The sequence below is a fragment of the Micromonospora sp. NBC_01655 genome, assembly GCF_026339755.1.
In the GTDB taxonomy this organism is placed as follows: domain Bacteria; phylum Actinomycetota; class Actinomycetes; order Mycobacteriales; family Micromonosporaceae; genus Micromonospora.
In genome coordinates this window covers 3,834,260-3,846,277 of sequence record NZ_JAPEQF010000001.1, presented here as the reverse complement: position 1 = coordinate 3,846,277, position 12,018 = coordinate 3,834,260, and the positions used below count along the sequence as shown (strand labels likewise).

The following is a 12,018-nucleotide window of genomic DNA, read 5'->3' as shown; positions in this document are numbered from 1 at the left end:
CCTCCGACGCTATGGGCGGCGGGCACCCGCCCGCGTCCACCCGCGCGCTCGACCTGCGTGCCCCCGGAGATGCCCGAAGTCCGGTGGCCCGTACGACCTGGGTCGTACCCGCTGTCAGCCGCCGGGGGTGACCAGGCCGCTCTCGTAGGCCAGGACCACGGCCTGCACCCGGTCGCGGAGCTGGAGCTTGGCCAGGATCCGCCCGACGTGGGTCTTCACGGTCGCCTCGGCGACGTGCACCCGGCCGGCGATCTCCGCGTTGGACAGGCCCTGTGCGACCAGCAGCAGGATCTCCCGCTCCCGCTCGGTGAGCTGGGCCAGCCGGGGGTCCCCGGCCGGGCCGGGCCCGAGCTGGCCGGCGAACCGGTCCAGCAGCCGACGGGTGATCGACGGGGCGACGACCGAGTCGCCCTCGGCCACCACCCGGATCGCGGCCAGCAGTTCCTCCGGCGGGACGTTCTTCAGCAGGAAGCCGCTGGCCCCGGCCTGGAGGGCGGCGAACGCGTCGGCCTCGGTGTCGAAGGTGGTCAGCACCAGCACCCGGGGGCCGCCGGGGCGGCCGGCGCAGATCCGCCGGGTGGCCTCCACGCCGTCCATGGTCGGCATCCGGATGTCCATCACCACCACGTCGGCCTCGACCCGGCCGAGCACCCGCAGCGCGTCGGCGCCGTCGATCGCCTCGCCGACCACGGTCAGGTCGGGCTGGGAGTCCAGCACCATCCGGAACCCCGCCCGCACCAGGGCCTGGTCGTCCACGACCACCACGCGTACCGTCATGCCGCCACCTCCGTCCCGGTGCTCGACGGTAGCGGCAGCCGAACCTCGACCTGCCACCCCCCGGCCAGCCTCGGCCCGGCGGTGAGGCTGCCGTCGTACACCGTCACCCGCTCGCGCATGCCGACCAGGCCGTGGCCGCCGGAGGGCGCGGGCCGGACCGGCGGACGGCCGCGCCCGTCGTCGACGGCCCGGACCGCGACGGCGTCGGGGGTGTGGTCGAGGCTCAGCGTGACCGTCGCGCCGACCCCGGCGTGCTTGAGGGCGTTGGTCAGGGCCTCCTGCACCACCCGGTACACGGTCAGCTCCAGGCCGGGCGGCAGCGCCGGGGGCTCGCCGGTGACCCGCCAGTCGATGCGCAGCCCGGCGGCCCGGAACCGGTCCAGCAGTTCGGGCAGCTCCACCAGCGCCGGCCGCCGGTGGGTCGGCTCCCCCGACAGGCCCGAGGCCCCGACGCCGTCCGGCCCGGCCGCCACGGCGGGAGCCGCCGCCGGCTCGGGCGCGCTCGTCTCCCGCAGTACGCCCACCAGGCGCCGCATCTCCTCCAGCGCCTGCCGGCCGGTGTCGGCGACCACCCGGACCGCCTCCCGGGCGGTCTCCGGGTCCCGGTCGAACATGTACCGCGCCCCGTCGGCCTGCACGATCATCACGGCCATGCTGTGCGCCACCACGTCGTGCAGCTCGCGGGCGATCCTGGTGCGCTCCTCGGCCACCGCGGCCCGCGCCTCGGCCTCCCGCTCGCGTTCCAGGGTGGTGGCCCGCTCCTCCAGGCTGACCACGTAGAGCCGGCGGGTACGCACGTTCAGCCCCATCAGCCAGACCGCGCCGGTGACCAGGGCGAACCAGATCGCCGTGGCCCACCAGGCGACGGTGCCCTCGATCTGGAGGGCGCCCAGCACCACCCCGACGGCGGCGACGATCCCGGCGACGATGCCGTCGCGCAGCTTCTCCGCGTACTTGACCACGCTGTAGAGGGCGATCAGCACGGCGACGTCGAAGGCCAGCGGCCCCCAGCCGGCGACCACCTGGACCAGGGCGAGCACCGCGACCACCGCCGTCACCGCCGACGGGTGGGTACGCCGGAACAGCAGCACCACGGCCATCGCCGCGCCGACTCCGGTGGCCCACCAGCCGCCCCGCTGGTTGACCGCGCCGGCGAGACCGAAGAGCACCACGAAGCCGGAGACCGCCACGTCGAAGGCCACGCTGCGCAGCGGCCGGCCGAACAGTGTCCGTTTCACGGTCACCCAGCGTACGGGCCGGCGCGGGGTCGGCCGGGCCCGACCGGCCGGGGCGCGGTGGGCGCAGACGTGTGGGTGTACAGGAGCCGCGTCCGCCGCCGTTGATACGAACCCGCGCATGATTCTTCGATTCGTGTTCCCCCGTATCCGGGATTTACCACCTCCCCGGCAAATGCGGACGCCTTTTGAGCAATCGACATTCTTGAGTGTTCCGCTGTTTGTGGCCGCTGCCCTACAGTAATCGAGCGGGGCAGCCGGGAACATCAGGAACTGCCCGGACCCCACCGACCCGTCGAAAGGGAATCAGCATGAAGATCGCACGCACACGTCCGCGTCCGCGCGTGGCGCGGGTGCTGTTCGGCGCCGTACTGACCGCCATCATGGCGTTCTCCGTGGGCGGCACCGCTGCGGGCGCCGTGGAGCGCAGCGGAGACTTCGGCACTATGGCCCGCACCGACGTCTACATGAAGGACATCGCGAGCGACACCGGATACGAGCCGCACGGTGCCATCTACTCGTCGTTCTTCAACAGCCCCGACATCAAGCTCTGCCCCTACGGGATCGAGTGCGCGGCGCACACCAATCCGGTCGTCGGGTCGACCAGTTACATTTTCGTGAACCTGCGGAACAACGGCCCGTACGGTTCCGGAATCAGCAACGGCACGCTGCGCGCGTACTACACCACCTCTGGCGGCGGCGCGAACTGGCCGGCCCACTGGACGCCGATCGGCTCGAAGACCCTGCCGGTCGCCCCGGGGGTCACCACGACGTCGATCGCGTGGGACAACGTGCCCTCCCTCGGGCACTTCTGCCTCCTGCTGCGCTGGGAGTCGGCGACCGACCCGATGCTGTTCGAGGGCACCTCGTCGTCCATCAACACGCAGTACAACAACAACATCGCCTGGAAGAACGCCAACACCGTCCCGGCGTTCAGCCCCGGCTCGGTCTCGGTCCGGCCGTACGCCCTGGCGAACGCCCTGGCCGTGCCGGCCAAGTACGACCTCGCGTTCCGGCCGCTGGGCGAGCCGGTGCCGGGTGCCAAGATCGTGGCCGACCTCGGTCCCGAAATGTTCGCGCGGTGGCGGGCGGCGGGTGCGCCCGGTGAGGGCATCCAGGTGGTCGGCAACACCTCGGTACAGATCGTCGACCCGTACAAGGCGCAGATCAGGGACCTGCTGATCAACCCGAACGAGCGGCCGGTGCTGTCGCTGAGCTTCTCGACGGGCCAGACGCTGCAGAAGCCCTACACCCTCCAGGTCGTCCAGGTCGGGCCGGCCCAGGAGATCGGTGAGAAGTACGACGTCGGCGGGGTGGACTACACCTTCGATCCCAAGCGCTGACGAGAGAGACGATGGGCCGGGCGCCGGGAATCGCATCCCACGGCACCCGGCCCACCGGCGTGCCGTCGTCGGTGGGCCCCAGCCCCGACTCCGCCGGTGCGCCGGAGACCCAGGGCGCGCGGGCCGAGATCCTCCAGGGTCTACGGCAGGGTGACCGGGAGGCGGTACTGGCGCTCCGTTCCCATGGCCGTGCGCAGGTGGACCTCACCGGTGCGCAGGCCGTAGGTGACCGACCAGCGGGTGTGACCCTGCCGGACGTCGTTGAGCAGTTCCAGCGCCGCCCGGGCGTCGACCACCCCGCCGGCCTTGGTCAGCCCGGCGGCGAGCACCCCGTAGCGGTGGTCGGTGCGCCGGCGCTCCTCGGGTACGCCGACCACCGGCACGTTGGTCAGCACCTGCCAGTTCCCCTGCCCCTTGCCGACCCGCATCGCGCCGTCGACGAACTCGACCACGGCGGAGGCCCCGGTGGCGTCGGCGAGCAGGTAGTGCAACGGCGGCCCGCCCTCGAAGTCGAGGTTGTGCCGCTTGAAGACGGCGACGGCCTCGTCGACCGTGGCGGCCTGGTCGAGCACCAGCCGCAGGATGCGTACCGAGCCGACGGTGGACCTGCCCGCCGCTGGCCGGGCGGTGGCGGCGTCGTCGGCGGCCAGCCCGACGGCGAGCCCGCGCTCGTTCATCCCGTCGAAGGGCAGCAGGGGCGCGTCGAGCAGCCGGCGGTCCCCCGTCGGGTCGGCGCCGACGCCGAGGTAGGACATGTCGACCAGGGAGACCGTGGCGTACCCGTCCGGTGGGTCGGTGCGCAGCACCAGGGCCGGGTTGGCGGTCCAGTCGAAGTTGCGGGCGAACAGCGGCCGGCTCCGGTCGCCCCAGGCGGCGAAAAGCGAGCAGCCGAACGGGCTGGGCGGCGCGGCGTCGGTGCCCACGGTCGGGTCGTAGTCGCCGACGAAGGTCATCTCCCACATCGGCAGGTCGTCGACCTTGCGCAGGCTGGCCAGGGTCTGCTCGGCCTCGGCCGCGCTCTGCCGGGACCCGGACGGTGGGCCGGTCGACGGGCCGGCGGGCGTCGGCCCGGCGGCGGTGGGCTCGGGGCCGGAGCAGGCGGTGACGGCGAGCAGCAGGGCCAGGCTGGCGCCGAAGAAGGTCCTACGCATGATGCCTGAACGCTAGGTCAGCCATCGACCGTTGTCCACCATGCCGGCGGGAGCCCGCCGGACGGCGGCGGAAGTGCCTGGTCACAGGGCTGCGCCGAGCCGCCGGCGGGGCGCTGTGCGAGGATCGGCCGCCGTGGACCCTGCGGCGGGGTACGGGGCGGGCCCGGCGGGCGACCAGCAGCGGTCAGCCGACCGGCGTGTGGCGCGTGGCGCGCGGGCCGACCAACCGGCGGACCACCGGCGCGGCGTTCCACTTCGCCGCCCCGACCAGGTCCCGGGCGTGCTCCAGCATCGTGTAGTCCGGCCTGGCCAGCCCGGCGGCGACGGCCCGGTCCAGGTCGTTGCCGCACCTGCTGAGCACGCTGTCGAAGTCCCGCCGGACGGGTTCGAGCAGGTGGTAGCCGAACGAGCGGTGCAGCCGGGCGAACAGCGGCTTGTAGAGCCGGGCCCGCTCGTGCAGGCCCGACGAGTACGACATCGGGTTCTTCGGTCGACGCAGCACGTAGTCGGGCAGCACGTCGGCGAACGCCCGCCGCACGATCCACTTCTCCCGCCCCTCGCGCAGCTTCAGCTCCAGCGGCAGCCGCATCGCCAGCTCCACCACGCGCAGGTCGAGGAACGGCACCCGCGCCTCCACCCCGTGGCCCATGCTGGCCCGGTCCACCCGCTGCAACTCCGTACGGCAGAGGTTGCGGATCCGGTGCAGGAAGAGCCGGCGGGCCCGCTCGGGGCCGACCTGGTGGTACATCGGGTAGCCGCCGAACAGCTCGTCGGAGCCGTCCCCGGTGAGCACCACCTTCACCCCGAGGTCGCGGAGCCGACGGAAGATCGGCACCGAGACCACCGCGTTGATGATGTCCCCGTACTCGGTCAGCTCCGAGATCCGGATGGCCTCCCGCACCTCGGCGAGCCGGACGTCGCGGGGGCGCAGCTCGACCACCTCGTGCGGCACCCCCAGGTCGGCGGCGAGCCGCCGGGCGTACGCCACGTCCGGGCTCTCCGGAACGCCGATGGTGACCGCCACGCAGTCCGGGTGCATCTGGTGGGCGTGCACCAGGGCCAGGGAGCTGTCCAGCCCGCCGGAGAGCACCACGCCGAGGGGCAGGTCGGTGTCCACCCGCATCCGGATGCTGTCGGTGAGGGCGGCCCGGACGAGCAGGGCGGCCTCGTCCGGGTCGTCCACCACCGGCAGCCCCTCGCCCAGGGTCAGCAGGTCCACGTACGGGCGCAGCCGGACGTCGTCGCCCGGTTCGACCCAGCCGTGGTGCCCGGGGGGCACCTCGCCCACCGGCGCGCCGTGCCCCACGAGGGCCTTGACCTCGCTGGCCAGGTGCAGGCAGCCGGGCACCCGGGACCAGTACAGCGGCTTGACCCCGAGCGGGTCACGGGCCAGGTAGGCCCGCCCGGTGGCCCGCTCGACAACGACGAACGCGTACTCGCCGCGCAGCCGCCGCACCGCCTCCTCACCCCAGGCCAGGAACGCGGCGAGCAGCACCTCGGTGTCGCTCTCGGTGTCCATCGGGTGGCCGAGTCGCGTCAGCTCCGCCCGCAACTCGTGGTGGTTGAAGACCTCGCCGTTGTAGCAGAGCAGGAACCGTCCGTCGGCGGAGAGCCGGGGCTGCACGGCCCGGTCCCGGTCGACGATCCGCAGCCGGCGGGTGCCGGCGAGCAGTCCGGCCTCCCGGTGGGTCTCGGTCACCTCGCCGCGCGGGGCGAGGACGGCCAGCATCCGGCGGAAGGTGGCCGGGTCGGCCTGTGGGCCGATGCTCAACGCGATGCCGCACACGGCTCAGACCCCCATCTCGGCCTCGTACACCCGGCGGAACCGCAGCCGGGCGGCGGGCGCGAGGCACAGGTGCCAGGCCTGTCCCTCGTCGACCACGTTGAGCTCGCCGGCCTGTTGCCGGGCGAGCAGCAGGCCGGCGAGTGCGTCCCGGGCGCCGAACCGCTCGAACCAGGCCAGCTCCACGTCGGCGGCGTAGCCGAGGCAGTGCCCGCTGGGCACCATCGCGGCGTAGCCGAGGCGGCGTAGCTGGTGCTGGTGCGCGGCGCTGCGGACCAGGCTGGTCACCCACAGCGGCGGGGTGCCGGGCGGGGCGGTTCGGGCGAACTCGCGGCCGATGTCGTTGAGCAGGCCGACCACCTCGCGCCGGGCCCGGCGGAACTTCAGCCCGGCGGTGCGCGGCCGGGCGTCCGGCAGCAGCAGGCGGCACACCGCCCGCACGCCCCGGCCGACGACGGTGGCGGGCTGCTCCTGGTACCGGAAGCGGAGCAGGTCGCGGCGGCGCAGCCACTCCAGGTCGACCAGGTCGGCGCTGGCGTTCACCTCCGCGTCGGTCATGAAGGTGGGCGCGTCGCGCCACCACAGCACGTCGATGCGGGAGAGCAGGTAGATCCGGACCAGGGTGGTCAGGTCGGTGGCGGAGCTGCGCCGGTTGGGCTGGTAGCGGGCCATCTCCAGCAGCAGCGTCTCCCGGGCGCCGATGAGACCCTGCGGGGTGGCGTCGAGCACCGCGGCGATCGCCGGCTCGCGCAGGCGCTCGTCGAGCAGCACCTGTCGGGCCCCCGCCGACTCGGGTTCGGCCAGGGCACCGACCTCGATCAGCAGCTCCGCCACGGCCGCCCGGTAGGCGGCGAGGTCGGGGGCGGTGGGCGGGGCCGGCCGGCGAGCCACCCCCCGGGGCACCCGCCGGGCCGGCGTGGCGGACGCGACGGGCGGGCCGGGCTGGGGGCCGGGGCTTCGGCTGGGCACTCGCATGGTCGGGTCCTCTCTCCCGGCACGACACCGTGTCAGTTGACCTAAAAACACCGTAATCGTGAAAACTAGGGTAGGCCCGAACAATCCTCTTATATCCCCCCGAAGGGCGAGGATCACCACCTAACGGCGAGCACGGCTTGCGGGCCGGCTCCAGCCGGAACAGGGGAACCGGTCCTGCGGGCGAGGGTGGACGCTCCCGCCCGCGGCTGCCCCGCGACCAGCCCGGCCGCCACCCTCCCCGGATCGGGCTGGTGGCGCAGGGTCCGCGCCGCGCCGCCCCACCATCGCCGAGTTCGACCACCTGCGCGGCTACCGCTGACCGGGTGGAGCAGGACGGCCGGGGTGGGTGCGGCACCCCGGCCGTCCGCCCGGGCCTCGATTCCCAGCGGAAGAGGCCCTTGTCCCAGTTTCGCCGAACGCAGCCGTTCGCGCAGCCCCCTCCGGGGACTACAGAGCCGAACGGTTACGGATCGTTGCCCGGTAGGCAGGCGTCGACGGCGAGACCGAGCGCCGCGCGCCAACCAGCACCGCGCCCCCTCCGGCGCTCTCCCCGTCGCCGGCGAGCCGGTGACGGCGACCGGACGGACCGCCTCGCGGGGTGGTGCGACCGACGGTTGTGCCGGTCGCCGGAGCGGGCCGCGAGGGGTGATGAAAAGCTTGTGGCATGACCGCCGCACCGACACCGATCGACCCCACCACCCCCGGCAGCACCGACGAGGCGAACGCCTTCGCGGATCTCGGGTTGCGCGCCGAACTGCTCGGCGCCCTCTCCGCGCTCGGCTACGAGGAGCCGACGCCGATCCAGCGGGAGGCCATCCCTCCCCTGCTGGCCGGCCAGGATCTGCTGGGCCAGGCGGCCACCGGCACAGGCAAGACCGCCGCCTTCGCCCTGCCGCTGTTGCAGCGCATGCCGGACGACCGCTCCGGCGGAGACCCGGTGGCGCTGGTGCTGGTGCCCACCCGGGAGCTGGCGGTGCAGGTCTCCGAGGCGTTCCACCGGTACGGCAAGGACCTCGGCACCCGGGTGCTGCCGATCTACGGCGGGCAGCCGATCGGCCGGCAGCTTCGCGCCCTGGACCTGGGCGTGGACGTGGTGGTGGCCACCCCGGGGCGGGCGCTGGACCACATCGCCCGGGGCACCCTGCGGCTGGGCGAGCTGGCCACGGTGGTCCTCGACGAGGCCGACGAGATGCTCGACATGGGCTTCGCCGAGGACATCGAGGCGATCCTGGAGCACGCCCCGGCACAGCGGCAGACGGTGCTGTTCTCGGCGACCATGCCGTCGCGCATCGACGGGATGGCCCGCCAGCACCTGACCGACCCGGTGCGCATCCAGATCGGCCGGGAGCAGCCGGTGGCCGGCGAGGCGCCCCTGGTGCGGCAGAGCGCGTACATCGTGGCGCGGGCGCACAAGCCGGCGGCGCTGGGCCGGGTGCTGGACGTGGAGTCGCCGACCGCGGCGATCGTGTTCTGCCGCAGCCGCGAGGAGGTGGACCGACTCACCGAGACGATGAACGGCCGGGGCTACCGGGCCGAGGCGCTGCACGGCGGGATGAGCCAGGAGCAGCGGGACCGGGTGATGGGGCGGCTGCGCGCCGGCACCGCCGACCTGCTGGTGGCCACCGACGTGGCCGCCCGGGGTCTGGACGTCGAGCAGCTCACCCACGTGGTCAACTACGACGTGCCGTCGGCCCCGGAGTCGTACGTGCACCGGATCGGCCGGGTGGGCCGGGCCGGCCGCGAGGGCGTGGCGATCACCCTCGCCGAGCCGCGCGAGCACCGGATGCTCAAGACCATCGAGCGGGTGACCGGGCAACGGATCGCGATCGACAAGATCCCCACGGCGGCCGACCTGCGCACCCGGCGGCTGGAGCTGACCCAGGCGGCGCTGCGGGAGTCGCTGCTGGAGGACGACCTGGACCCGTTCCGGGTGATCGTGGAGTCGCTGTCGGACGAGTTCGACCTGGTGGAGGTCGCCCTCGCCGCGGTGAAGCTCGCCCACGAGGCCGCCTCGCCGGGCTCGGACGACGAGGAGGAGATCCCCCAGGTCGCGGTCCGTCCGCAGCGGGAGAGCCGCCCGGGGTACGAGGGTCGGGGCGGCGACCGCCGGCCGGCCCGGCCCCGGACGGGGGGCACCACGCAGGTGTTCATCGGGCTGGGCCGGCGCGCCGGGGTGCGCCCGCAGGACCTGGTGGGGGCGATCACCGGGGAGACCCGGATCAGCGGCCGGGACATCGGCTCGATCGAGATCGCCGACCGGTTCTCGCTGGTGGAGGTCCCGAACGGGGTGGCCGACGAGGTGATCGCCGGGCTGCGCGGCAGCACCATCAAGGGCCGCAAGACGACCGTACGCCGCGACCGCGACCGCCCCTGACCTCCTGACCGACTCGACGTCGATGGCCTCGCGGTTGTCCCGGTCCGGGATCCCGCACGGCCACCGACGTCGAGTCGCCCCCGCGCGACGCGGTCGCCCGGGGCAGCTCGGCACGCGTACGGGTCAGCACGCGTAGTTCTCAGGCGGCCGACAGGGTGGGACCGGTGAGGGTGTCGGCGTCGGCCGGGCGCAGTGCCAGGGCGAGCACGTCGGCGACGTCGGCGAGGGTGTGCACGGTCAGCGCCTTCCGTACCTCGGTGGGCAGGTCGTCCAGGTCCGGCTCGTTGCGGGCCGGAATGATCACCTCGGTCAGGCCGGCCCGGTGGGCGGCGAGCAGCTTCTGCTTCACCCCGCCGATGGGCAGCACCCGACCGGAGAGCGTCACCTCGCCGGTCATCCCGAACTCGGGCCGCACCGGCCGGCCGGTCACCAGCGAGGCCAGCGCCGTCACCATCGTGATGCCGGCGCTCGGCCCGTCCTTGGGCACCGCGCCCGCCGGGACGTGCAGGTGGATCCGCCGCCCGGCGAGGGCGTTCGGGTCGATGCCGAGCCGGCGTCCGTTGGAGCGCAGGTACGACAGCGCGATGTGCGCGGACTCCTTCATCACGTCGCCAAGCTGGCCGGTCAGCGTCAGCCCGGGCTCGCCCTGCATGCTGGTGGCCTCGATGAAGAGCACGTCCCCGCCCGCGCCGGTGACCGCGAGGCCGGTGGCCACGCCGGGCACCGCCGTCCGCTCCGCCGACTCCGGGGTGAACCTGGGCCGGCCCAGGTAGCGGGCCAGGTTGTCGGTCTCCACCCGCACCGGCGCCGGGTCGGTCGCCAGGGCGACCGCGACCTTGCGAAGGATCTTGGCCAGGGCCCGCTCCAACTGCCGGACACCGGCCTCCCGGGTGTACTCCCCCGCGATCCGCGCGAGGGCGTCGTCGGTGACGGTGGCCTCCTCGGCGGTCAGTCCGGCCCGCTCCCGCTGCCGGGGCAGCAGGTGGTCCCGGGCGATGGCGACCTTCTCGTCCTCGGTGTAGCCGTCCAGGGTGACCAGCTCCATCCGGTCCAGCAGCGGGCCGGGGATGCTCTCCACCACGTTGGCGGTGGCCAGGAACAGCACGTCGGACAGGTCGAGGTCGACCTCCAGGTAGTGGTCGCGGAAGGTGTGGTTCTGCGCCGGGTCGAGCACCTCCAACAGGGCGGCGGCCGGGTCGCCGGCGTAGCCGACGGCCAGCTTGTCGACCTCGTCGAGGAGCACCACCGGGTTCATCGAGCCGGCCTCGCGCAGCGCGCGGACGATCCGGCCGGGCAGCGCGCCGACGTACGTGCGGCGGTGGCCGCGGATCTCCGCCTCGTCGCGGACGCCGCCCAGGGAGACCCGGACGAAGCTGCGGCCGAGCGCCCGGGCCACGGACTCGCCGAGGCTGGTCTTGCCGACGCCGGGAGGGCCGGCGAGGGCGAGCACGGCTCCGGAGCCGCGCCCGCCGACCACGCCGAGGTTGCGCTCGGCCCGGCGGTTGCGCACCGCGAGGTACTCCAGGATGCGGTCCTTCACGTCGGCCAGGCCGGCGTGGTCGGCGTCGAGCACGGCGCGGGCCGCGGCCAGGTCGGTGTTGTCCTCGGTACGCGTGGCCCACGGCATCTCCAGCACCGTGTCCAGCCAGGTACGGATCCAGCCCGCCTCCGGGGATGCGTCGCTGGCCCGCTCCAGCTTGCCGACCTCGCGCATCGCCGCCTCGCGGACCTTCTCGGGCAGTTCGGCGGACTCGACCCGGGCCCGGTAGTCGGCGGAGCCGTCCGGCTCGTCCTCGCCGAGCTCCTTGCGGATGGCGGCGAGCTGCTGGCGGAGCAGGAACTCCCGCTGGGACCTCTCCAGTCCCTCGCGGACGTCGCTGTTGATCTGCTCGGTGACCTCCTGCTCGGCCAGGTGCTCCTTCACCCAGCCGACGAGCAGCTCCAGCCGGGCGACGACGTCCGGCGCGGCGAGCAGCTCGGTCTTCTGCGCCAGCGTGAGCCAGGGCGCGTAGCCGGCCGCGTCGGCCAGCTCGGAGAGGTCGGTCATCCGCTCCATGGCGTCGATGACCTGCCACGCCCCGCGCTGTTGGAGCACTGACGTCATCAGGGCGCGGTACTCGCGGGCGAGTTCCCGGGCCCGGCCGGCGGGGACGGGTTCGTGCAGTTCGGTCGCCTCGACCCAGAGGGCGGCACCGGGTCCGGGGACGCCGGAGCCGATCCGGGCGCGGGACAGGCCCCGGACCACGGCGGCCGGCTCGCCGCTGGGCAGCCGGCCCACCTTCTCGATGGTGGCGACCGTGCCGACGGGGCCGTACTCGCCGTCGATGCGGGGCACGGCGGAAGTACCGGAAGAGTTGCCATCGAACACCTGCTATCGCGT

General features: G+C 73.8%; 7 protein-coding genes and 1 pseudogene. 2 read left to right on the top strand and 6 right to left on the bottom strand.

Translation table 11 applies throughout. The annotated features are described in order from the left end of the window. Positions 1 to 114: 114 nt before the first annotated feature. Both OOK41_RS17710 and OOK41_RS17705 read right to left on the bottom strand, forming a co-directional pair. Entirely contained in the window at positions 115 to 777 is a 663-nt protein-coding gene (locus OOK41_RS17710; RefSeq protein ID WP_117669170.1) for a response regulator transcription factor, read from the bottom strand. Beyond that, entirely contained in the window at positions 774 to 2,021 is a 1,248-nt protein-coding gene (locus OOK41_RS17705) for a sensor histidine kinase (protein WP_266265990.1), read from the bottom strand. Before OOK41_RS17705 ends, OOK41_RS17710 begins: the two co-directional genes overlap by 4 nt. A 302-nt stretch (positions 2,022 to 2,323) precedes the next feature. On the opposite strand from OOK41_RS17705, the gene OOK41_RS17700 reads away from it, so the two are divergent. Beyond that, positions 2,324 to 3,355, top strand: a complete 1,032-nt coding sequence (locus OOK41_RS17700) for a hypothetical protein (protein WP_128763598.1) — start codon at positions 2,324 to 2,326, stop codon at positions 3,353 to 3,355. 140 nt (positions 3,356 to 3,495) lie between these two features. Here the strand turns inward: OOK41_RS17700 and OOK41_RS17695 are convergent, their stop codons facing one another. The 3 genes from OOK41_RS17695 to OOK41_RS17685 all read right to left on the bottom strand — a co-directional run bounded on the left by OOK41_RS17695 (position 3,496) and on the right by OOK41_RS17685 (position 7,264). Beyond that, positions 3,496 to 4,506 (bottom strand): linear amide C-N hydrolase, encoded by a 1,011-nt coding sequence (locus OOK41_RS17695; RefSeq protein WP_117669173.1) that lies wholly within the window; start codon positions 4,504 to 4,506, stop codon positions 3,496 to 3,498. Between the two features lie 184 nt (positions 4,507 to 4,690). After that, positions 4,691 to 6,292, bottom strand: a complete 1,602-nt coding sequence (locus OOK41_RS17690; RefSeq protein WP_117669174.1) for an asparagine synthetase B — start codon at positions 6,290 to 6,292, stop codon at positions 4,691 to 4,693. A gap of 3 nt (positions 6,293 to 6,295) precedes the next feature. Further along, positions 6,296 to 7,264, bottom strand: coding sequence for a hypothetical protein (locus OOK41_RS17685; protein ID WP_266265989.1), 969 nt, complete (start codon positions 7,262 to 7,264; stop codon positions 6,296 to 6,298). Between the two features lie 664 nt (positions 7,265 to 7,928). On the opposite strand from OOK41_RS17685, the gene OOK41_RS17680 reads away from it, so the two are divergent. Next, the gene (locus OOK41_RS17680; protein WP_117669176.1) at positions 7,929 to 9,638 is read left to right on the top strand and encodes a DEAD/DEAH box helicase; all 1,710 of its coding nucleotides are present in this window, start codon (positions 7,929 to 7,931) and stop codon (positions 9,636 to 9,638) included. A gap of 139 nt (positions 9,639 to 9,777) precedes the next feature. On the opposite strand, the pseudogene lon reads toward OOK41_RS17680, so the two are convergent. Then, positions 9,778 to 11,976: pseudogene (gene lon / locus OOK41_RS17675) on the bottom strand (endopeptidase La); the annotation flags it as partial. Positions 11,977 to 12,018: the final 42 nt, after the last annotated feature.

Bases quoted from the DNA above. Each gene is read 5' to 3' on its own strand.
- OOK41_RS17680 (WP_117669176.1), top strand. From the start codon at position 7,929: ATGACCGCCGCACCGACACCGATCGACCCCACCACCCCCGGCAGCACC.
- OOK41_RS17695 (WP_117669173.1), bottom strand. From the start codon at position 4,506: ATGCGTAGGACCTTCTTCGGCGCCAGCCTGGCCCTGCTGCTCGCCGTC.
- OOK41_RS17685 (WP_266265989.1), bottom strand. From the start codon at position 7,264: ATGCGAGTGCCCAGCCGAAGCCCCGGCCCCCAGCCCGGCCCGCCCGTC.
- OOK41_RS17710 (WP_117669170.1), bottom strand. From the start codon at position 777: ATGACGGTACGCGTGGTGGTCGTGGACGACCAGGCCCTGGTGCGGGCG.
- OOK41_RS17700 (WP_128763598.1), top strand. From the start codon at position 2,324: ATGAAGATCGCACGCACACGTCCGCGTCCGCGCGTGGCGCGGGTGCTG.